The sequence below is a fragment of the Flavobacteriales bacterium genome (assembly GCA_019694795.1).
In the GTDB taxonomy this organism is placed as follows: Bacteria; Bacteroidota; Bacteroidia; order Flavobacteriales_D; family UBA2798; genus UBA2798.
On sequence record JAIBBF010000007.1, the window covers coordinates 22,431 to 44,258 of the forward strand.

At 40.0% G+C, this 21,828-nt stretch carries 17 protein-coding genes and 1 pseudogene; 7 read left to right on the forward strand and 11 right to left on the reverse strand.

The window, feature by feature from the left end:
- Positions 1–8 precede the first annotated feature (8 nt).
- On the forward strand, positions 9–1,133 hold the full coding sequence (bshA, locus tag K1X56_04035; GenBank protein ID MBX7093869.1) for an N-acetyl-alpha-D-glucosaminyl L-malate synthase BshA: 1,125 nt from the start codon (positions 9–11) through the stop codon (positions 1,131–1,133).
- Here the strand turns inward: bshA and K1X56_04040 are convergent, their stop codons facing one another.
- A complete protein-coding gene (locus K1X56_04040) occupies positions 1,134–7,802 on the reverse strand; it encodes a hypothetical protein (protein ID MBX7093870.1) in 6,669 nt (2,222 codons plus the stop codon).
- A gap of 107 nt (positions 7,803–7,909) precedes the next feature.
- On the opposite strand from K1X56_04040, the gene K1X56_04045 reads away from it, so the two are divergent.
- On the forward strand, positions 7,910–9,025 hold the full coding sequence (locus K1X56_04045) for an FAD-binding oxidoreductase (protein ID MBX7093871.1): 1,116 nt from the start codon (positions 7,910–7,912) through the stop codon (positions 9,023–9,025).
- Here K1X56_04045 and K1X56_04050 read toward each other — a convergent pair.
- The 5 genes from K1X56_04050 to K1X56_04070 all read right to left on the reverse strand — a co-directional run bounded on the left by K1X56_04050 (position 9,022) and on the right by K1X56_04070 (position 12,973).
- Entirely contained in the window at positions 9,022–9,624 is a 603-nt protein-coding gene (locus K1X56_04050; protein MBX7093872.1) for a hypothetical protein, read from the reverse strand. The genes K1X56_04045 and K1X56_04050 overlap by 4 nt on opposite strands.
- On the reverse strand, positions 9,624–10,232 hold the full coding sequence (locus K1X56_04055) for a hypothetical protein (protein MBX7093873.1): 609 nt from the start codon (positions 10,230–10,232) through the stop codon (positions 9,624–9,626). Before K1X56_04055 ends, K1X56_04050 begins: the two co-directional genes overlap by 1 nt.
- Before the next feature lie 15 nt (positions 10,233–10,247).
- Positions 10,248–10,877 carry an outer membrane beta-barrel protein gene (locus tag K1X56_04060; GenBank protein ID MBX7093874.1) on the reverse strand — a complete coding sequence of 210 codons (630 nt, stop codon included), beginning with the start codon at positions 10,875–10,877 and terminating at the stop codon, positions 10,248–10,250.
- Positions 10,878–11,075: 198 nt separating this feature from the next.
- Positions 11,076–11,933 (reverse strand): hydroxymethylglutaryl-CoA lyase, encoded by an 858-nt coding sequence (locus K1X56_04065; protein ID MBX7093875.1) that lies wholly within the window; start codon positions 11,931–11,933, stop codon positions 11,076–11,078.
- The gene (locus K1X56_04070; GenBank protein MBX7093876.1) at positions 11,930–12,973 is read right to left on the reverse strand and encodes a quinone-dependent dihydroorotate dehydrogenase; all 1,044 of its coding nucleotides are present in this window, start codon (positions 12,971–12,973) and stop codon (positions 11,930–11,932) included. Before K1X56_04070 ends, K1X56_04065 begins: the two co-directional genes overlap by 4 nt.
- Positions 12,974–13,049: 76 nt before the next feature.
- On the opposite strand from K1X56_04070, the gene arfB reads away from it, so the two are divergent.
- Positions 13,050–13,448 (forward strand): aminoacyl-tRNA hydrolase, encoded by a 399-nt coding sequence (gene arfB, locus K1X56_04075; protein MBX7093877.1) that lies wholly within the window; start codon positions 13,050–13,052, stop codon positions 13,446–13,448.
- Between the two features lie 46 nt (positions 13,449–13,494).
- Here arfB and K1X56_04080 read toward each other — a convergent pair whose 3' ends face one another.
- On the reverse strand, positions 13,495–15,072 hold the full coding sequence (locus K1X56_04080) for a DUF4836 family protein (GenBank protein MBX7093878.1): 1,578 nt from the start codon (positions 15,070–15,072) through the stop codon (positions 13,495–13,497).
- A 135-nt stretch (positions 15,073–15,207) separates the two neighbouring features.
- Between K1X56_04080 and K1X56_04085 the strand changes: the two genes are divergently transcribed.
- Positions 15,208–15,783: a hypothetical protein gene (locus K1X56_04085; protein ID MBX7093879.1), complete on the forward strand. Its 576-nt coding sequence runs from the start codon at positions 15,208–15,210 to the stop codon at positions 15,781–15,783.
- Here the strand turns inward: K1X56_04085 and K1X56_04090 are convergent.
- The 4 genes from K1X56_04090 to mnmA form a co-directional block, all read right to left on the reverse strand.
- Entirely contained in the window at positions 15,762–16,214 is a 453-nt protein-coding gene (locus K1X56_04090) for an NUDIX domain-containing protein (GenBank protein MBX7093880.1), read from the reverse strand. The genes K1X56_04085 and K1X56_04090 overlap by 22 nt on opposite strands.
- Positions 16,211–16,846 carry a hypothetical protein gene (locus K1X56_04095; protein ID MBX7093881.1) on the reverse strand — a complete coding sequence of 212 codons (636 nt, stop codon included), beginning with the start codon at positions 16,844–16,846 and terminating at the stop codon, positions 16,211–16,213. Before K1X56_04095 ends, K1X56_04090 begins: the two co-directional genes overlap by 4 nt.
- A gap of 67 nt (positions 16,847–16,913) precedes the next feature.
- Positions 16,914–17,312, reverse strand: a complete 399-nt coding sequence (locus tag K1X56_04100; GenBank protein ID MBX7093882.1) for a hypothetical protein — start codon at positions 17,310–17,312, stop codon at positions 16,914–16,916.
- Between the two features lie 127 nt (positions 17,313–17,439).
- Positions 17,440–18,618, reverse strand: coding sequence for a tRNA 2-thiouridine(34) synthase MnmA (gene mnmA, locus K1X56_04105; protein ID MBX7093883.1), 1,179 nt, complete (start codon positions 18,616–18,618; stop codon positions 17,440–17,442).
- A 71-nt stretch (positions 18,619–18,689) separates the two neighbouring features.
- On the opposite strand from mnmA, the pseudogene K1X56_04110 reads away from it, so the two are divergent.
- The 3 genes and pseudogenes from K1X56_04110 (at position 18,690) to K1X56_04120 (ending at position 21,792) form a co-directional block, all read left to right on the forward strand.
- A pseudogene (locus K1X56_04110) lies at positions 18,690–19,564 on the forward strand (ChaN family lipoprotein).
- 126 nt (positions 19,565–19,690) lie between these two features.
- A complete protein-coding gene (locus K1X56_04115; GenBank protein ID MBX7093884.1) occupies positions 19,691–20,662 on the forward strand; it encodes a glycosyltransferase family 2 protein in 972 nt (323 codons plus the stop codon).
- Positions 20,659–21,792, forward strand: a complete 1,134-nt coding sequence (locus K1X56_04120; GenBank protein MBX7093885.1) for a glycosyltransferase — start codon at positions 20,659–20,661, stop codon at positions 21,790–21,792. Before K1X56_04115 ends, K1X56_04120 begins: the two co-directional genes overlap by 4 nt.
- Positions 21,793–21,828: the final 36 nt, after the last annotated feature.

The following is a 21,828-nucleotide window of genomic DNA, read 5'->3' on the forward strand; positions in this document are numbered from 1 at the left end:
CACCAGCAATGAAGATTGGAATAGTGTGTTATCCCACGTTTGGAGGGTCCGGAGTAGTGGCAACGGAGTTAGGAATAGCACTTGCAAATAAAGGACATCAGGTTCATTTTATATCCTACGATCAACCGGTTCGACTCAACGGTGCCCAGAAAAATATTTTTTATCACGAGGTTCGGGTTTCCGATTATCCCTTATTCGATTATCAGCCCTACGAACTCGTTTTAACCAGTAAGTTGGTTGACGTGGTGAAATATGAAAAGCTCGATTTATTGCATGTTCATTACGCCATACCTCACGCCAGTGCAGCTTATATGGCCAAACAAATTCTTAAAAAAGAAGGAATCGATATTCCATATATCACCACCCTGCATGGAACGGATATCACCTTATTGGGTAAAGATGAATCCTTTGAACCAGTAATTACATTTGCCATCAATGAAAGTGATGCAGTTACTGCGGTTTCCGAAAGTTTAAAACAGGACACGGTAAAATTTTTCCACGTAAAACGTGACATCAAAGTGATTCCCAATTTTATTTGTCCGGACGAATATGAAGTTCCCCGTAACGAAGGATTGCGAAAAATTTATGCACCGAATGGTGAATTTATTCTTACACATATTTCTAATTTTCGTCCCGTTAAGCGAGTAGGGGATGTGATGAAAGTGTTTGAGCAAGTGAGAAAGGAAATTCCGTCGAAATTATTATTGGTTGGAGATGGACCTGAACGTCACGCCCTGGAGAAAATGTGTCGCGATTCTCATTTATGCGGTGATGTGATTTTTGTTGGAAAGGTGAAACAGACCATCGATTTATTGCGGTTGTCCGATTTGTTTTTGCTCACTTCAGAAACAGAAAGTTTTGGTCTTGCCGCATTGGAAGCACTTGCAGCAGGCGTGCCGGTTATCAGTAGTAATACAGGAGGTATTCCGGAAGTTAACGTTCAAAATTATTCCGGATTTTTAAGTGATGTGGGTAACGTGGAAGAGATGGCTAAAAATGCCATTTCCATTCTCAAGAATCCAGAAAAATTTGAACAGTTTAAATCGAATGCTTTAGAGGTTGCCTCTCGTTTTAATATTGAGAAAGTGCTGCCTTTATATGAGGATTTATATCACTCGGTGATTCGGAAATAATTATTCTTTCGGAACGGCGGTTTCAACGCTGAATTGAGTTTCAGAAATGGGTTTTCCATCCTTAAAGTAGGAGTTACCGGTTCGGTTGGTAATCATCAAATATTCGTGAAGATTTTCACCATCGCGCACCATGCGTTGAATGGTAATTTCAAGCGGACGACCCTGTCCGTCGTTTTTCTGGAACGATTTTTCACTTACTAAACGGGCAGTATTGCCACTGAACGGATCGTTGGTTTGGTACTTGGTATTCTCCAGTTTTTCCTGGTTATTATCGCGCACCAAATCACCGTGTGATGAAATTTCTTCTTCCTTCAGATTTCTGAAATCCTTTTCTTCCTGAAGTTTTTTATTGTTTTCACCGGCATTCTGCCCCATATCCGCATAATGATTTTCGCGTTGAATGAGTTCTTCGGTGAGTTGATCTTTGGTTCCCTGACGTTTTTCAGTGGCGTTACCTTCGAGTGTACTTTCCGTGTTGTAACGATCTTCTTTTACCTGTGCAATGTTTTGTTCTTTTTCCTGACGGATAATGTCTTCTTGCGCTAATTGATCGGTTAGCGTATAATTATCCTGCGTCAGTTTTTCACTGGTACCTAGGCGTTTTTCAGTAGCATTACCTTCCAGTGTTCCTTCCATTTCATAGCGTTGTTCTTTGAAGTCGGAAAGGTTCATGTGTTTTTCCTGGCGAATAATATCTTCCTGCGCTAATTGATCGGTTAATGTATAATTATCCTGTGTCAGTTTTTCGCTGGTGCTGTAACGTTTTTCAGTGGCACTTCCTTCGAGTGTACTTTCCTGATTGTAGCGGTCTTCTTTAAACTGAGAGATGTTTTGTTCTTTCTCTTGACGAATAATATCTTCTTGCGCCAATTGATCAGTGAGTGTATAATTATCCTGCGTCAGTTTTTCGCTGGTGCCTAATCGTTTTTCAGTAGCTGTCCCTTCAAGGGTGCTTTCCTGGTTGTAACGATCTTCTTTAAACTGTGAAATGTTTTGTTCTTTCTCTTGGCGAATAATATCTTCCTGCGCTAATTGATCAGTGAGGGTGTAATTATCCTGTGTCAGTTTTTCGCTGTTATCTAATCTCTTTTCCGTTGCATTTCCTTCGAGTGTACCTTCCATTTCATAGCGTTGTTCTTTGAAATCGGAAAGATTCATATGTTTTTCCTGACGAATAATATCTTCCTGTGCAAGTTGATCGGTTAAACGATAATTATCTTGCGTTAACTGTTCGCTGGAGCTGTAACGTTTTTCAGTAGCATTTCCTTCGAGTGTAGTTTCGGTCGTGTAAATGTCCTCTTTTTGATCTCCGATATCGCGGACATTTTGGCGACGAATCATGTCGGTTCCAACTTCACTGTACACGTAGTCGGTTTTCATTTGTTCGTAAACACGACTATTCTCCAGCAATACCTCATTACGAGATCCGCTCAATTCTGAATTCGCCACTTCGCGTTGTTCTTTCAAATTGGCATAACCACTTACATTATCGGCACGTTTTTTCTCACCTTCTTCACTATAGGTTTCAAAACTTTCTTCGACAACAGTAAAGTTCTGGTCGTTTTCAATTCTTCGTTCGTCCTGCTTGTTTGTGGCAATCCTGTTTTGCTCATCAACCGCCAGCTTTTCATCTTCCGAGCTCGACCAACGGGCTTCATCCAGCTCCGATTTGGTTTTTGCCATTAAAGCCTGCGCTTCTTTTATATCAATATCAACAGGATTTCCATAATACGATTCTTTAAGAACCGGTGCATTGTTGCCTTGGTTTTGTACTTTTTGCTGATTGAATCCCTGGTTATTGGAGTTATTACTGTTACCTCCTAATAGCGCATCAATTTCTTTGATTCGTTTTTTAGGGTATTCGATGGTAGGTTGAAGATCGGATGCTTTAACATATAAATCGCGGGCTTCCGTGTAGTTTTTGGTATTAAAGTTCTTGTTGGCTTCTGCTATTATCTTGTTGTAATCTGAAGCACCCTGTTGAGCATTTTCTTTGGACTTAATTTTCTCCAGCTGATCCTTTGGATATTGTTCATTCGGCTTAAAGGTTAAAGCCCGTTTGTATAAATCTTTGGCGTCGGACCACTTACTGTTATTAAAATTCTCATCTGCTGCAGCAATAATGGCCTTATACTGATTTTCGAAAAATGCTTTTTTGTTTTCTAACTCCTCACGCGATTTCTCAAGCATTTTGGTCGCGTCTTTATCACCGGGAATAGCTTCAAGTGCTTTTTCAAAGTGAACGATGGCTTTATCAAATGCACCGGCATTAAATTCGTTCATTCCTTTGTTGTACTCAATCTGATATTTTTCTTTAGCACTTGCTTTGGCCGCTAATTCATCTTTGAGTCGTTTTGCTTCTTCAATTTTATCCTTAGGATATTGTTCACTTGGATAAATACCTAAAGCTTCATTGTAGGATGCAATGGATTTGTCAAAATCATTCTTGCCTAATTCTCCATCTGCGCGTTTAACAATGGCATCGTATTTTTTCCTTTTTTCTTCTTCGGCGAGCTTATCATTCAATTTCTTGTTGATTTCCTCAATCCGGTTTTTTGGATGCTGATCGGTAGCATTTAATTTAATGGCACGTTCATAATACATTTTTGCATCCGCATAATTTCCGGCATCAAAATCTTTATCAGCCTGCGCAATAATAAGATCGTATTGTTTCTTGATTTCACCTTGTGAGATTTCTTTTAGGCGAATATTGGCTTTGTCGATCATCTCCTGCGGATAGGTTTCGTCAGGTTTGATTTTCATTGCCTCAGCATAAATCTTTTTCGACTCTTCGTATTGCTCACTATTAAAGGCACGATCGGCTTCTTCAACCTTGGCCTGGTATTTTCTTTTTTGCTCTTCTAACTTGGCATTATTGGCAGCATTAGCAGCTTCCTCCGCTTTTTTCTGATTGGCTTTAGCAATCTGATCATCCGGATATTTTTCAGCTGGCTTTTTGCTTTTTGCCTGTTTGTAAACATCAATTGCCTGATCCCATTGTGAAGCAGCAAAGGCAGCATCCGCCTGGGCAATTAAATCTTTATATTCCTGATCTAAACGCGCCTGTTCATCTTTCGCTCTGATTTCATCTTTCTTTTTATTGGCAGCTGCAATCTGATCTTTTGGGTATTGTTCATTCGGTTTTAATGCAAGCGCTGCATTGTATTCCTGAATGGCTTCATCATAGGAAGCTGATTTGAAGAACTTGTCGGCCTCAGTTATTTTTTTCAAATACTCTTCCTCAAGTTTCTTCTTGTTATTTTCTAAGTCTTTTTGTTCCTGAATTTTTGCATTCGCTTTTGCAATTTGATCATCCGGATAGGTTTCTGTACCAATTATTTTTTTCGCCGCCTCATAGAGTGGGATAGAAGCAGACCATTGTGCAGCGTTAAATGCGGCATCTGCTTTTTTAATGGCCTCATTGTATTGTGAGCGTAATGCTTCGTTTTGTTTTTTCTCGTCGATTTTCTTTTGGGCCTCGGCAGAACGTTCCTTGGGATAGGATTGGTCCTTCATGATGTTGGCAGCACGATCGTAATATCCTTTAGCATCTTCATAATTACCGGCATTAAATTCTTTGTCGGCAAAAGCGATCATATCATCATACATCCGTTTTTTATCTGCGAACTTTTTGTCTTTTTCCTGACGTGCTTTTTCGAGATAATCCGACGCATTTTTATCGTTGGGCGTATAGGTTAAAGCTTCTTCGAAACGCGAGATTGCCAAATCAAATTCTCCGGCATTATAATGCGTCATTCCTGCATCAAATGCGGCTTTCGATTTCGCTTTCTTTTCATTTTCGGATGCAATTTGCGCTGCTTGTTCATTTTTCTTTTGTGTGGCAATTGCAATTTGATCTTTTGGTGTTTTTTCGCTGGGTTTAACTTTTAACGCATTATTATAATTTTCGATGGCTTTATCCCAATTACCTGCATTGAAATCGGCATCTGCTTTAGCCATAAATTCAACAAATTCCTGATCCTTTTTTGCGAGGGCTTCATTCTCTGCCTTTTTGGCTTTGGCTTTCGCAATTTGATCGGCAGGGTATTTTTCATTGGCTTTAATTCCCAATGCCGAAGTATAAGCACTAATGGCACTATTCCAATCGCCACTATCAAATGCCACATCTCCCTGCTGAATAAATTCCTTGTATTTCGCTTCTTGTTCCTCTTTCGATTTGAGTGCTAATTCTTCGTCGTTTTTGGTTTTTCGAACGGCATCCAGTTTAGCCTGATATTCCGGTTTCGGATCTAGTCCAATAGCCTCTTCATAGAATTTAATAGCGTCGTCGTATTTTTTCTGAGGAACCAAAGCATCTGCTTTTGCTACCAGATCTTTTGCTTTTTTAACCAGCGCTTCTTTGTCGAGCAGTTCCTGTTTCTTCTGTTTGGCCTGGTCGATGAGTTCTTGGGGACGACTCTCGCTGGGTTTTAATTTTTTAGCAGCTTCAAGTGTTGCAATGGCTTTATCAAATTCGGATGCATTCAATTCGGTTTCTCCCTGGCGCATCAGATCCTGATACTGTTTTTCGAGTGCAGCATTTTTTTCTGCATCCGCTTTTTTCTGTTTAGCCAGATTAATCTGATCGGTCGGATATTTTTCTCCGGGTTTAAGTCCAAGTGCGGAGGTATAGTCGGCAATGGCTTTATCGTATTCGCCTGCATTTAGATTAGCATCTGCTTTTGCAATCAGGTCCTGATATTGTTTTTCTTTAGCTTCTTTTTCTTTGTTGGCTAATTCAGCATCATCCTTCGCTTTTTTAGCTGCATCGAGTTTCTTTTGGTATTCAGAATTGTTATCAAGATTTAGAGCTTCCTGGTAGAGCGCAATGGCATCATCGTATTTTTTCTGAGGCAAGAATGCATCAGCTTTGGCAACAAGTTCTTTGGCCTTTTTAATATTGGCTTCTTTGTCGAGCGCTTCTTGTTTTTTCGCTTTTGCCTGTTCAATCATTTCCTGTGGCTTGGTAGCATCAGGCTTTACTTTTAAAGCAGCTTCATAACCGCTTATGGCTTTGTCCCATTGTGATGCAGTAAAATCGGCATCTGCAATTTTCATTAATTCAGTATACTGCTTTTCAATAGCAGCATTTTTTTCTTTGTCGGCCGCTTCCTGCTTCTTTTGTTTGGCCAGGTCGATCATTTCCTGGGGTTTACTTTCAGCGGGTTTGAACTTTTTAGCTGCTTCAAAGGAGGCAATCGCTTTATCCCATTGTTGGGCATTTAAATCGGTTTCACCTTGCTTCATTAAATCAGCATACTGCTTTTCGGTAGCGGCATTTTTTTCTGCTTCAGCTTTTTTCTGTTTGGCTAGAGCAATCTGATCGGCAGGATATTTTTCAGAGGGACGCAAAGCTTGTGCTTTCGTGTAGGCTTCAATGGCTTTGTCCCAATTACTTCCGTTAAGTTCATTATCACCTTGGGTGATTAAATCGATATACTCTTTATTCGCTTTGTCTAAATTCGCTTTATCGGCTTTTGCTTTATCCAGTTTAGCTTGAACGGCAGGATCTTTTTTAATATCCAATGCCGAGGTGTAATTGCTTATGGCATCGTCGAGTTTCTTAGCCGTTACGGCATCGTCACCTTTTTTAACGAAGGCAAGGAATTCCTGATTTTTTTTATCGGCATTCGTTTTGGATTCCTGGGCTTTTGCAATTAAATCCTTTGGTTCCTGTTCAGTTGGTTTTATTTTCTGCGCTTCGGTATATTTTTTTATCGCATCGTCATATTTCCCCTCATCAAAGAATTTATTTCCGTCGTTAATGGCCGTTGAATAATTTTTATCCTTTTCCATTTCTGCATTGATCAACTTATCAATTTCAGCGATCTTTTGCGGTGGAAGCGGTTCATTGGGTTTTAGTTTGCCGGCCTCCTGATAATTTAATTTGGCAGTAGCATAATCCTTTTGTTTAAAGGCGGCATCTGCTGCTGTGATTTTCTCCTGGTATTGTTTATCTATTCCCTTTGATGCTTCTAATTCGGCTTGTTTCTTTTTGGCATCATCCAATTTAGCAACTACTGCCGGATCATTTTTAATGGCAATGGCTTCGGTATACTTGGTAATGGCAGTTGTATAATCTTTTTTTGTTCCAGCGGCATCACCTTCCTGCACCAGCTTTGCAAATTTGGCATCCGCTTCGGCAGCACCTTTTTGTTTTTCTTCAATTTTCTTAATGATTTTCGCGAGCTCTGAATTATACGCTTCAACCACTTTAAAATCCCAGTTAACATCCTCCTCGCGTTTGTCATAACGGATAATTCCCGTCGGCTTGTTGGCTAAAGGGGAATAATCCACTCCTTCTACGATGGGAACCATCGACATATCCAACGGAAATCCATATCCTTCTTCCGGAATGTGTGCAGGAGGAATGTTGGTCAGGTCGACCTCCACATACCGGGTGTAAAATCCGGAAATGGTAAATGAAATTTTGTATTTGGCATCAAGTTCAATTGGATTCAGCTTCACTTTACCGTTGGAACCTGTCGTTTTGGTTTCTACTACTGAACCATTTTTTTCAACCGTAACTGTAACACCCCCCATCGGAGCGCCGGTCATTTTGTTCACCACTTTGGGGTTATCGAAAATCGCCGGTGGTTTTTCCTGGGCATAGGAAGTAAATGCAAGGAAAATACCAAGCACCGCTAAATTATGAGCAAGCCATTTCATCGATCGATTTTTCTTCTGTACACCCATTCAAGCCAAAGGTTGAGCCTACCTTACAAATATCGTTAAAAATTGCATTAGATTCGCCTTTAGGACTAATAACAAAGACCATGCAATTAAGTTACTGGGAGAAAAAGCGATTTTTTGATGGCATCGATGTGGCCATCATCGGAAGTGGTATTGTAGGACTTTCTGCAGCCATTGAACTGAAACGGACTGCGCCCAATAAAAAAATAGTGGTTCTTGAACGAGGATTCCTGCCCTATGGAGCCAGTACCAGAAATGCGGGATTTGCATGCTTTGGAAGTATAACTGAATTGGAGGAGGACCTACTTTCGGTAGGCGAACAAGAGACCTTTGCATTGGTGGAACGTCGTTATAAAGGATTGGTTAATTTGCGTCAATTACTTGGCGATCATTCCATTGGATTGGAACGGAAAGGTGGATATGAAGTGTTTTCTTCGGAAGAAGAATGGGAAAAGGCGAGAACCAGAATTCCCTATTTCAATCAGCTTTTAGCAAATGGCATTGGGGAAAAAGTGTATTCTGAATTTACTTCATTGGAATCCCAGTTTGGTTTTTCGGGATTTAAGGGTGCTATTTTAAACCAATTCGAAGCCCAAATTGATACCGGAGAAATGATGGCTAATCTATTGCGACTTGCCCAAAAAGAGGGAATCATCATTTTAAACGGAATTCAGGTAGAGGACCTGGATGGTCAACGGATTATTACCCGGGATTTCGATTTTAAGGTGGGACAGGTTTTAATTACGACCAATGGCTTCGCCCGCCAATTAATTCCTGAATTGAATGTAGACCCTGCCAGAGCACAAGTATTGGTTACGGAAGAAATACCGGGACTAAAACTGGAAGGAACATTTCATTATCAGAAAGGTTATTATTACTTCAGAAATATTGGGAAAAGGATCCTGTTGGGTGGCGGTAGAAATCTCGATTTCGAAGGCGAAAAAAGCACAGAAATGATTCAGACTTCCAGAATTCAGGAAGCGCTGGAAGAATTGCTTTATCAGCATATCATTCCTTATGAAAAACCTAACATCGAAATGCGTTGGAGTGGGGTAATGGGAGTTGGAGAAAAACGGTCACCGATTGTTAAGCAACTTAATGCACATCAATTCTGTGCAGTGCGAATGGGAGGAATGGGTGTGGCAATTGGAACCTTAGTAGGAAAAGATATTGCAACCTTAATGTTATCCGCAAATTAAAATAACCAGCGTAAGGAAGCATAAGTCAGGAAGTCGAATACAGCCGACAAACTGAATAGCAAAATGAAATTATAAATACCATTGCCCGGCTCATTTTCTCTTTGGTATTTCCACACAATTGAAACACCAGTTAATCCGCAAATCCAGTAGCTAAATGCGGAGAGAGGCACCTCGGTTTTTCCCAGGAAATTACCCGGTAAAAAAATTAAGGTTGCAATTAAAAACAGATTAAACATCATCCATTGCCGACCCCATTCTTTGGGTGTTTTCATATAGGATTTCACAAAAGTGAAAAGGTGAAAAACACTGGCAATGATTAAAAGCACATAGGAAAAAAAAGCAAATCCAAAGGTATTGTCGCCCACCTGCATCATGTCCGCCCAGGCGCTGATTCCCAATGAGGATGTTAATGAAATTAAAGCAAAACGTTCAGAATCTTTTTGCGACTGAAGTGCAAAATAAATTCCAATACCGGTTAATGCAATGGCATCAATGTAAATGGGCGGAATAAATTTTCCGGGTTGTCCCAATAAATTTGCTATTCCAAAAACAACAAACGTTAAAAGGGCAGAAATGGCAATTTTGAATGATTTTCTCATTAGAATCCCCAGGAGAAATTATCGATGTACACTTTATTGAGCGAATCCATTTTATCTTCTTTCACAAAGTGATCGTTTAATTCGACAACAGTGGTAGGTTCATAATGATTTTTTCTCCATTCATGATAGATAGCTACCGTTCCAACTACTCCATCTTTATAACGAATAATCATATCATATTTGCCGGAAGGAGTGGTGCGTAATTCCAATAGTTCCCCGGCAAAATCATTGGTGACTTTAAACACGCCATCAATTTTTGCAATGTTCAATACGCGGAAATCCGGTGAATACACATTTGCTTTTGCTTCAACCAAAAATCCTTCATTCCAATTACCACTTCGGTGATTCATAAAAACCCGAAAACGATCATGTCCGCACAATGGATTTTTCAACGAATCCGGTTTAGAAGGATCAAGGTTTATATCACATAATCCAACACCGCTCATAATGGAAACCACCACCGTGTCCTGATATTCGGGATAGGATAAATCAATCAGAATTTTTTCAGAAGCGAAGGTGTCGACAGGAATAACATTCTTTTTTTCTTCACTGGTGCAGGAAGAAAATGCTACGATAAAGGCAAGGCAGAATAAAAGTGGTGCTTTCATAATGCAAAAATACCATTAGAAATGATATTGAAAGCCTAGTTGAACACCGATTTGATGGGAATATATCTCCAGATTCTGACTTTCTTTTAAAGCCGCAAGGTTTTGTCGCCACCCGAAACCAAAATTAAGCGCTGCCTGATCCGAAAACTGGATAAGGATTCCTCCTCCGATTCCTGCATAAAATCCACTATAACCCGATGTATACTTTGGAGCAATTAAAGGATCTGTTTCCTGATAGTATTTTCCTTTTGCCTGAATGCTGTTCACGGCAGATAGTGAAAAATAGGGTGTAAAGCGATTAATTTCATTGGGAAAACGAAAAATAAAATCGACAGGAATTTCAATCATTTGATGATCGGAATAGGGATAATAACCAGTTGTGGAAATATGGTTTAATTGAAAATAGTCAACCCCCGACTGAATAGAAATCTCTTCGCTAATGTTCGTTCCAATACGCAATCCGCCACCAGGAGTATAGGTGCTAAAACGGAAATTTCCTTCTCCAAAAGTAAAAGCATCGCCATTTGCCTTAATCAGGAAATAGACATTTCCGGCTTTTTTAGAGGCTGCATCACAAAAGCATTTTTGAGCATTTGCCTGTGGGATGAATGCTGCTAATAGAAATATGCCAAGAACTAAGCGCATAAAAGTTGAACTTAAAAAGAGGATAAAATGTTGCTTATTGGTCCAACTAAAAAGGGCACAAAGGACCCAAAATTCCATAAATCACCCCTTCGGGTGAAGAATTAAATTTAATTGATTAACAATCGTTTATAGTTATTAACAATTTATCAATTAATGTTAGTAACTATTTAATTCGACTGAATATCAAGGTGTCGGAAATCAATGGAAAATCCTACTTGAATCGATCAATGTTTGATTAAAATGATCGTTATTGATTCCGGTTGAAATGTGATGCACGTTAAAATAGCCGATCATTTTTTCGGTGGGCATGTTGCCGGTTAAATCATCTTTAGCCATGGGACAACCACCAAAGCCTTTGATGGCCCCATCAAATCTTCTGCAACCTGCTTGATAGGCAGCAGCAACTTTTTCTTCCCAGGTATCGGGAGTAGTATGCAAATGCGCTCCAAATTCAACCTCGGGTAGGGCGGGAATCAACGAACGAAATAAATAATCGATGTTTTGCGGATCAGATACACCAATGGTATCGGAAAGCGCAAGGATTTTTACACCGAGTTCGCGATAAAGTTTTTCGCACCATTCCATTGCAATTTCTGCATTCCAGGTATCGCCATACGGATTACCGAAGGCCATTGAAATATATACGACCAGCTCCTTGTTTGTTTTGAGGCAAAGATTTTGAATTTCTTTAACCCTATCGAGCGATTCCGCAATGGAACTATTGGTATTACGTTGTTGAAATGTTTCTGAAATTGAAAATGGAAATCCCAGGTATTTAATTTCATTAAAACGGCAGGCATCTTCAGCACCGCGAACATTGGCGATAATTGCAAGTAGTTTTGAAGGTCCGCTTAAATCCAAACCAGCCAACACTTCTGCCGTATCGGCCATTTGGGGAATGGCTTTTGGACTAACAAAACTGCCAAAATCAACAGTGTTGAAATTACACTTTAAAATGCTGTTGATATAAGCGATTTTTTCTGCGGTTGGAACAAATTCTTTCATTCCCTGCATAGCGTCGCGTGGACACTCAACGAGTTTAACTGCAGTATTCATGCTTGTTGTTTCCATTTTAAAATTCCCTTATTGATCTTTTTCATGAGTGATGGTCCTTCATAAATAAACCCGGTGTAAACTTGTACCAGACTTGCGCCGGCTTTTAGTTTTTCAATCGCATCTTCGGCGCTATGAATTCCACCCACTCCAATAATTGGAAATGATCCGTTCGATTTTTTATGTAAATAAGAAATTACCTCTGTAGAACGTTGTTTTACGGGAAGACCACTTAATCCTCCTGCTCCGATTTCTTCTACTTTTTTAGGATCGGTTTTTAGCTTACTCCGATCGATGGTTGTATTGGTGGCAATAACACCGGCAATCTTCGTTTCATTTACAATTTCTATGATATCATTCAATTGCTCATCACTTAAATCCGGTGCAATTTTCAGAAGGATGGGCTTTGGCTGTTGTTTTTGTTTATTTAAAGCCATTAAACCATTTAACAGCTGCATTAAAGGTTCTTTTTCCTGCAGTTCACGTAATCCCGGAGTATTGGGAGAACTAACGTTTACAACGAAATAATCGACATAAGGAAATAAGGCCTCAAAGCAGATTTCATAATCTTTTCCTGCATCTTCATTGGGAGTCACTTTGTTTTTTCCAATATTACCACCAATGATAATTTTACCACTACGTTTTTTTAAACGTTCTACCGCTTCGCTTACGCCTCCATTGTTAAAACCCATTCGGTTAATGAGACCGGAATCGAGTGGTAAGCGAAATAAACGGGGTTTAGGATTACCAGGTTGTGCTTTTGGAGTTAGCGTTCCAATTTCTACAAATCCAAAGCCCAGACATCCCAATTCTTCATATAAGCGCGCATCCTTATCAAAACCTGCAGCCAGTCCTACGGGGTTCGGAAATTTAATTCCGAAAACTTCAGTTTCAAGCGCCGGATTTTTAACGCGGTAAATTGAACGAACGAGCGATTTCATTCCCGGTATCCAAAGCGAAATCCGGATCAAACGAAAAACGGTGTGATGTATTTTTTCGGGATCGAAAAGAAAAAAAACAGGCTTTAAAAGGATCTTGTACATGGTGCAAATTCAGTACAAAAATAGCATTCCAACACCATTTTTTCGGGAAAAGCAGCAAATGATTTAGTTTTGCAGGATGATTCCTGATTTATATACCGAATTTCAATTTAAAACCAGCCGAAGCGGAGGAAAGGGAGGTCAACACGTGAATAAAACGGAATCTAAGGTGGAGTTGATTTTTCATGTGAACAATAGTGAGTTACTGACCGAAGACCAAAAAACGATTTTACTAGAGCGCTGGACCAACAAAATGGATTCGGAAGGGTATTTTCACCTTACGGAAGAAGGTGACCGAAGCCAGATAAAAAATAAGGAAGAATTAATCCGAAAGTTTTATGCCCTTTTAAAATCGGCATTGCGACCGGTAAAAAAGCGAAAAACAACCAAAGTTCCCAAAGCAGTAAAGGCTAAACGAAGAGAAGATAAAAACCGACGGTCCGACATTAAAGCCAATCGCCAAAAACCGAAATTGTAAAAAAAAGTCCGACAAATTGCCGGACTTTTTATTATTAAGAAAAAGCTTAAAACTCGAATTGGAAAAAGGTATCCATTACGGCTTTTGTAATTACGTATAATCCATTTTCCCCGGTATTGCGGAAGGTCATTTCAAAATGCATTTCTTCCATGTTTCCGTATGCGTATACTTTGTCCCAATTAGCCATTACCTGACGCGCTTCTTTTTCACGTTCACTCATGGAGGCTACCAGAGGTTTAAAGTCGAACATACCGAAGAATGGGTTTTCGCTCGCTTTCTTTTCGAGTCCATCCGCTTTAAAATCTTTCAGTTTACCATTGGTGGCAACTGAATTGGCCAGACTTTCCGAATTAGAGATGTAAAGTTTACCGGGAGTGAAAACCATATAAGCGTCTCTGTTTTTGTAAACACCATTTTCTGATTTTGTAAGATCGGGCATGGTATCTACCATTGATTTTAGTAAATCACCTTTAATTCCAAGGGAAACAGAGAACAAGGGCTCGTTCGATTTATAGGTTTCAGTTTGTGTTTTTCCTGCTTCATCCTGGTATTCGTATGATTTTTCTACTTCTTCCATTCCTACAAAACTCATAGCAAAATCACCAGTGAAGGAATTCACCAAATCATTAAATGCTATACCTGTTTTTTCGGAAAACTGATTTTTCTCTTTAGAAATTTCTTCAGGATCTACCGATTCGATGAAGGACATGAAATTAGAAGGGGAGAGGGATAGTGAGAAGAATCCAAAAAGTTTATCGTTGGTCAAAAAAGAAAGGGTAGAAGGATCAACTCCCTTTTTCGTCAGGTCTTTAGTTTTTGCCTTTGCTTTATCCGATAAATGATTGATCATTTTTGCAGAGATCTTATCGGTTTCAAATGAAACGGTGTAATAGGTATAAGAACCATCAAAGGTTTCAATCAGGTTAGCTAATTGTTCCTTTTCCTTACCACGTGCTTCGCGGTTTCCGAGTTTCATCATATCCCCGGAGAAAATCATAGCGCTGAAATCGGCATCTTCTTTCAAAAAGGTAGCATAGTTTTCATTGGGTTCGGTTTCTACGATCGACTGCGCCATTTTTTCATCCATCAATTTTTCCATTTGCTCTTTGGTGATGTCGAAATTGTTAGGATCGGTCATGATAAACATTCCGAATTTTTTGTACCAGCAAATGGCCATTTCATTTTTAGGAGAAATCACATAGTGATAATCATTTTTTTCTGCCGGTTCAACTTCCATGTCTTCACGAATCAGCTTCGCAAAGGCTTCCGGATCTTTGAGATTGAAAACTGTAACCACACTTTCAATGGTCCCCTCATCATTGATGTCGGCCAACACAAAACTTTTACCTGAAAAATCGATACCCGTTTTTTCGGAATCCGTCACATAATCGATCATCTCTGCAAAAATCATTTTAAATGCACCCGGAAATACAGCTCCGTCGCTCATTCCTGATTTATCAAGTATTTCCTGCGCTTTTAATGATAAAATCATTTCGGGATTACTTTGTGCAATCAGGTTAATGGAGGCACGCTCTGCATCAATGGCGGTTTTGTCGCCACAGGCACTGAGTAAAATAGCTGCAGAAGCCAGAACAAAAAATGATTTCTTAAATGGAATAAACATAATTGGTGCTCTAATTTTTAGGTTTGGTCTGCCAAAAATACCGGTTTTATCTTTTCAAAAACAAGATGTATCGGTAGGAATAAAAATTATTTATGAACGGGAATCCCGTGGCATGGCCTTTAATATCTTTGCACCATGCACGATATTGAGCCGCATTATAACTGGAGAAGTCTGTATACCGCAGAAGAAGATGCGAGGAGTCCGTTCTACGGCAGGGAATACAGTGAGTTTGAGTTTGGCAATCATGTATATGATCATTATATCCATCCCCAATGGGATGAATTCGGATCGCAAACGCTTTACCTGAAACTGCTTTATACAGATTATCATCAGGGATATTGCATCATTGAAATGATTGGTGAATGGAACGATTGTTTGTACAACGATATCATGGTTTTAAAGCGTGAAATACTTGAACCACTTATGGATGAAGGAATCTCCAAATTTATCCTGGTCGGGGAAAATGTGCTCAACTTCCATGCCTCAGACGATTTGTATTATGAGGAGTGGTCCGACGATATCTCCGCGGATGGTGGCTGGATTGCCCTTGTAAATTTTCTGGATCATGTTATCCGCGATATGCAGGATGCCAATATCGATTCCTATTTGGTAATGGGGGGAAATGTCAATGAAATTGACTGGAGAACCTTACATCCGTCTGACTTCTATAAGCGGGTGGATAAATATGTTCACCGAAGATTAGAGGCATGAACCGATAGGAGTTCCGCCACTTTTTTATCTATGGGAAAGGTAAAATGTTCCGGACTAATCTCAGCCATTTCAATCCACCTGAACGACTGCGCTCCTTCCGATACTTCAAAGTCAAATTCCCGTTCCGAGATGCGGATATTACGGCTATCGAAATCCTGAACTAAATAATAAATACTGATGATTTGATTCGAGGTATGGAAAGCCGAAGCCTGAAAAAAATCGGTGGTATAAAAATGAGAAATGCCATCAATTTCAAGGTCCATTTCCTCCCGGCATTCCCGTTTTAGGCAGTCAATAGTTCCTTCTCCAAATTCAAGTCCCCCTCCCACAAACTTGGTAAATGATTTTCCAAAACGGTGCTCGTCGGTAACCAGGACCTTATTTTCATGGATTAGAATTCCATAAACACGGATATTAAATACCTTTTTCATGAATCAATGACCTCAGAATTGGATTGCGATTGCTGTAAATATTGGATATAGGCACTTATTTCTTTTTTATAGGTGGATAATAACCGGGCATTTAACAGCAATGAAGTGAAAACAATAAAAGAGAAATTTTGTTGGGGCGGCAAGATGAACAGGATAATCAAATTCAAATAGACAATCATCAGATCGATTATTCTAAAATTTGAAATTCCATTATGGAGCAAGATGAGAGAAAGTCCGTGCCCCATACTAAATGCCGAATAAACGACGGTAATATTGATTCGATCACCAAAATAATTTTCTTTAGAAAATAGAGCAGCAAGCAAATTAAGCAAAGCACAAAAGATGATAGAAATTTGAAGGGGCTTTAATTTTTTAGGCGGATGATTATTGGTGTTCCGCGGAATTAATCCATCCACTTTAATTTCAAGATCCAAACTAACAGGATTTACCCTTAATGAAAGCTCCCGGTGATCGGGAAGAATGTATTTTATTTCTTTGGATAATTCATTCATGCTCGGATAAGAACCCAGTTCCGTTTCATTGTACCAGATTCTGACATTCCGGAATTGTTTTTCCCAGGTCATTCTGATTTCTTCCGGATGATCTTTGGTGCCGAACTGAATGCTTTTCATATCCGAATGAGGGAATGGTCAAAAAAAAATCCCGCAGTTGCGGGATTAAATATAGGAATCATTTAGCTTAATCTTCATCATCATCATCACCGGCATCATCACCAGCTTCATCATCATCACCTCCGTCGGCATCCGGTTTATCATATTCCTCTTCGTCGTCGTCATCCGCTCCGAATTCTCCCTTATCGCCTTCGAAACCGCCTCCGGTATCCGGAACACTAAAGTCATCGTCGCCAAAGAATTCTTCATCCTCATCATCGACCGATTTTGATTTTTTCTCTACGAATTTAACCTTAACCAGGTAAATGGCTTCGGCTGTTTCAAGGGTAACAACGGTAAGTGTTTCCTTAGGCGTAACTATTTTCTGTACATGCCCGGCATAACCGGCAGGATACTTCTTTTTAAGCTCCTGTTGCATTTCAGGACTTAATTTCTCATAGCTAATGATACTTTTCTTCTTTTCCATTACTCGAAAGCTAAAAGATGTTTTGCGTTTTTAATTTCGGGGCTAATATAAAAGGAATTTCCAAATGCAAAATTTCCTGCAATAAAAAACGTGCTTCATTTTTTTAACCAAAGGATGAGGAAATCTTTCAATAATGGATTACTCCCGAACCAATCAATTCATCATCGAGGTACCAGGCAGCAAACTGACCGGGAGTAATTCCCTTCTGAGGCCTGTCGAATTTTAAGTACCACCCTTCGGGTGATGGAATGATCGTCGCATCTTCCAGGGGCTGACGATATCTGATTCTGGACTTCACTTTTAAACCGCCATTTCCGGGTATCAGATCTTTTCTGATCCAATGAATTTCATCATTTCGAATGAATAAGGCCTTGCGGTATAAACCGGGATGATCTTCTCCCTGTCCGGTATAAATAATGTTATTTTCTACATCCAGCGCTATCACAAATAAGGGACGGGCTGTGCCTCCGATGTTGAGACCTTTTCGTTGACCAATGGTATAAAAGTGAGCCCCGTCATGCTTTCCAACTATTTTACCCATTTCTGGCTGATACGTAAAAGGGTGGGAGAGGCCTGATAAATCGGAATCGCTTAGGGAATTGTAATCGGTGTACATTGGCAAATCGGAAGGGATTTCTATCACTTTCCCTTCTTTTACCTTCAACTTTTGTTGCAAAAATTCAGGCAGGCTGATTTGTCCGACAAAGCATAATCCTTGTGAATCTTTTTTGTTGGCGGTAATTAAATTTTCGCGGGCCGCTATGGCTCTTACTTCACTTTTTTGTAAATGTCCAATGGGAAATAGTGCTTTCGAAAGCTGTTCTTGCGATACCTGGCACAAAAAATAACTCTGGTCTTTATTTGGATCCAATCCGGATAACAGGCGATAAACCGGTCCATCTGGACCCTGAATTTCATCCCTCCGGCAATAATGACCGGTGGCCACCAGATCTGCACCCAATTTTAAAGCGGCGTCCAAAAACACATCGAACTTTATTTCACGGTTACACAACACATCCGGGTTAGGGGTTCTTCCCAATTCGTATTCCCGGAACATGTAGTCAACAATCCGATCCTTATATTCTGCCGAGAAATCAATGGTTTGAAAAGGTATTCCCAGTTTTTCTGCCACCAGCATCGCGTCTGTGGAATCATCTATCCAGGGACATTCATTGTGTAATGTAACGGACTCATCGGTCCAGTTGCGCATAAAAATCCCAATCACCTCATACCCTTGCTCTTTCAGCAAATAGGCGGCAACACTGGAATCTACTCCCCCCGAAAGGCCTACAACAACGCGTTTCATGGCACAAAGATAGTTAGTATTCAGCGTTTAATTTGTTTAAAAAGGAATGTTATTTTTACAAAAAAGCTCCTATGAAAAAGTTGATGGTTTTGGCCCTGGTGTTGAATGTCCTTACCGGCTTCGCACAAAAGGGAAAAAGTAAGGAAGATCTGGTTGCATTTCGGATTTTTGATTCGAAGGGCAAAGAAGTTCGCTTTGCTGATGCAAGTGCACGATTGCTGAAAAATGATGTCGTGTTTTTTGGAGAGCTGCACAACAATGCCATTGCACACTGGATTCAGCTTCGTTTAACGCAGGCCTGTTGGGAAGTGAAAAAAGAAAATATGTTTCTCGCTGCAGAAATGTTCGAAGCGGATAATCAATTGGGAATGGACGATTTTTTGAAGGGTAACATCGACGAAAAAGTGTTTAAGGAAAAAGTTCGTTTGTGGCCCAATTATGAAACAGATTACAAGCCTTTGGTGGATTTTGCCAAGGAAAAAAACTTGCTTTCATCTGTGCGAATGTCCCCCGCAAATATGCCAATCTGGTTTATAAACGTGGTTTAGATTCATTGGCACTTTTAAGTCAGGAAGAAAAAAACTGGATCGCTCCATTGCCCATTGAATATGATGGATCATTAGGCTGCTACAAACGCATGCTGGAGATGTCGGGTGGTCACGGTGGTGATAATTTACCCAAAGCACAAGCGGTTAAAGATGCTACGATGGCATGGTTTATTTCCAAGGCTTGGTCGAAAGGAAAATTTGGTATTCACTATAACGGATCCTGGCACTCGGAGTATGGCGAGGGTATTCAATGGTATTTAAAAAAGTATTCTCCGGGCATACAATTGGGTTCCATCACCACGGTGAGCCAAAAAAATGTGAATGTATTGGAAAAGGAAAACCTGGATAAATCGGATTTTATCATTGTGGTGGCGGAAGATATGACCACGACCCATTAAAAAATGTTAAGGGTTGAATTTCTCACCGAGGCTTCCGTTTATCTCTAAGATATTAACTATACATTGCTGATACTTATTCTTTGAATCAGACCAACAGTTGGGTCCAATTTGGCATTTTTGTAACACATGGAATACCCTTTAGATATATCGTTAGTCATTCCTCTGAAAAATGAGGAAGAATCTCTTCCGGAATTGTGCGCGTGGATTGACCGCGTTTGTAAGCAACACAAGTTTAGTTATGAAGCTATTTTGGTGGATGATGGAAGCGATGATAATTCATGGAGCATCATTCAATCGATCTCATCGGAGAACAATAATGTAAAGGGAATTAAATTCAGAAGAAATTACGGCAAATCGGCGGCCTTGCATGTGGGATTTGAAGCTGCAAGGGGACGTGTGGTAATTACGATGGATGCGGATTTGCAGGATAGTCCCGATGAAATTCCGGAACTCTATGCCATGATCACCGAGCAGGGATATGATTTGGTTTCCGGTTGGAAAAAGAAGCGCTATGATCCCATCATGAAAACGCTTCCCACCAAGTTATTCAATTGGGCAACACGTAAAATGTCGGGCATTTATCTCCATGATTTCAATTGTGGATTAAAGGCGTATAAAAACAAGGTGGTAAAATCGGTAGAGGTAATGGGCGAAATGCACCGTTACATTCCTGTTATTGCCAAATGGAACGGTTTTAAAAAAATCGGAGAAAAAGTAGTTGCGCACCAGGCCAGGAAATACGGATCATCCAAGTTCGGGTGGAATCGTTTTATCAATGGATTTCTCGATTTATTTACCATCACTTTTGTGAGTCGTTTTTCCAAAAAGCCCATGCACTTTTTCGGAGCTTTGGGAACCTTAATGTTTTTCATCGGTTTTATACTTGCCCTGTATATGGGAATCGATAAATTATTTATCAATACCGCAGGAAGCAAAATTGCTGAGCGTCCGGTTTTTTACATTTCCCTTACAACCATGATATTGGGAACTCAATTATTCCTGACCGGATTTTTGGCTGAATTGCTGGTTAGAAATTCGTCGACCCGCAACAATTATCATGTAGAGGACAAAACCGGTTTTTCAACTTCCGATAAGTGAGAATTGCGATCATAGGACCAGCATGGCCATTGCGTGGCGGTATTGCAAATTTTAATGAAGCTTTAGCGCGGGCATTGCAAAAAGAAGGACATCAGGTTCGACTTTTCTCCTTTTCACTACAGTATCCCGGATTTTTATTCCCCGGTAAAACACAATTTGAATCGGGCGCAACACCAGCGGATCTTGATATTGATACATGCATTAATTCGGTAAATCCGATTTCGTGGAGGAAGAGTTCCAGAAAAATTAAAGCCTATCAACCAGATCTTGTTTTAGTCCGCTTTTGGCTTCCCTTTATGGGACCAGCACTCGGGTCCATTTGTAAATCGCTGCGAAAAAAAATTCCGGTAATCGCCATTACGGATAATGTTATTCCACACGAAGGAAGACCGGGCGACAGGGTATTCACGTCCTATTTTTTAAAACAGTGCCACGGCTTTATCGCGATGTCGCAATCGGTTCTTTCCGATCTGGATAAATTTAATGTAAAGGGACCCAAAAAATTATTGGCGCATCCTATTTATAATATTTTCGGTGAAGCAGTAGATCGAAAATTGGCTTTGGAAAAATTGGGGCTCGATCCGGACTACAACTACTTATTGTTTTTTGGGATCATTAGAAAATACAAGGGACTGGATATTCTGCTTGAAGCATTAAGCAGGGTAGACGTTAAAAAATATAGCGTAAAATTATTAATAGCAGGTGAGTTTTATGAGGATGATCAACCCTACAAAAAATTCATCAGTGATCATCAGCTGGAGCAGGTGGTTGTTTTGCATGATCATTTTATTCCTTCCGACGAAGTGAAGTACTATTTCAGTGCCGCAAGTCTTGTTACACAAACCTACCGTACGGCAACCCAAAGTGGCGTAACTCAGATTGCGTATCATTTTGGTAGACCGATGCTGGTAACGGATGTAGGCGGATTGGCAGAGACGGTTCCCCATGGTAAAGTGGGCTATGTAACCAGTACTCAACCTTCCGTTATAGCATCATCCATCGAGGATTTTTTTCTTCACCACCGTGAGGAGGAAATGATTAAAAATACTCAATTGGAAAGCAAGCGGTTCGAATGGTCGGTATTTACCCAAGGCATAATGGATTTACTGGCGCAAGTCGAGGCCCGATAATTGTATTGAAAAAAATGAATGGTTAAATTTGAAAAT

Excerpts from the sequence above, each read along its gene's own strand:
- bshA (MBX7093869.1), top strand. The coding sequence starts at position 9 with ATGAAGATTGGAATAGTGTGTTATCCCACGTTTGGAGGGTCCGGAGTA.
- K1X56_04040 (MBX7093870.1), bottom strand. The coding sequence starts at position 7,802 with ATGAAATGGCTTGCTCATAATTTAGCGGTGCTTGGTATTTTCCTTGCA.
- K1X56_04045 (MBX7093871.1), top strand. The coding sequence starts at position 7,910 with ATGCAATTAAGTTACTGGGAGAAAAAGCGATTTTTTGATGGCATCGAT.
- K1X56_04050 (MBX7093872.1), bottom strand. The coding sequence starts at position 9,624 with ATGAGAAAATCATTCAAAATTGCCATTTCTGCCCTTTTAACGTTTGTT.
- K1X56_04055 (MBX7093873.1), bottom strand. The coding sequence starts at position 10,232 with ATGAAAGCACCACTTTTATTCTGCCTTGCCTTTATCGTAGCATTTTCT.
- K1X56_04060 (MBX7093874.1), bottom strand. The coding sequence starts at position 10,877 with ATGCGCTTAGTTCTTGGCATATTTCTATTAGCAGCATTCATCCCACAG.
- K1X56_04065 (MBX7093875.1), bottom strand. The coding sequence starts at position 11,933 with ATGAATACTGCAGTTAAACTCGTTGAGTGTCCACGCGACGCTATGCAG.
- K1X56_04070 (MBX7093876.1), bottom strand. The coding sequence starts at position 12,973 with ATGTACAAGATCCTTTTAAAGCCTGTTTTTTTTCTTTTCGATCCCGAA.
- arfB (MBX7093877.1), top strand. The coding sequence starts at position 13,050 with ATGATTCCTGATTTATATACCGAATTTCAATTTAAAACCAGCCGAAGC.
- K1X56_04080 (MBX7093878.1), bottom strand. The coding sequence starts at position 15,072 with ATGTTTATTCCATTTAAGAAATCATTTTTTGTTCTGGCTTCTGCAGCT.
- K1X56_04085 (MBX7093879.1), top strand. The coding sequence starts at position 15,208 with ATGCACGATATTGAGCCGCATTATAACTGGAGAAGTCTGTATACCGCA.
- K1X56_04090 (MBX7093880.1), bottom strand. The coding sequence starts at position 16,214 with ATGAAAAAGGTATTTAATATCCGTGTTTATGGAATTCTAATCCATGAA.
- K1X56_04095 (MBX7093881.1), bottom strand. The coding sequence starts at position 16,846 with ATGAAAAGCATTCAGTTCGGCACCAAAGATCATCCGGAAGAAATCAGA.
- K1X56_04100 (MBX7093882.1), bottom strand. The coding sequence starts at position 17,312 with ATGGAAAAGAAGAAAAGTATCATTAGCTATGAGAAATTAAGTCCTGAA.
- mnmA (MBX7093883.1), bottom strand. The coding sequence starts at position 18,618 with ATGAAACGCGTTGTTGTAGGCCTTTCGGGGGGAGTAGATTCCAGTGTT.
- K1X56_04115 (MBX7093884.1), top strand. The coding sequence starts at position 19,691 with ATGGAATACCCTTTAGATATATCGTTAGTCATTCCTCTGAAAAATGAG.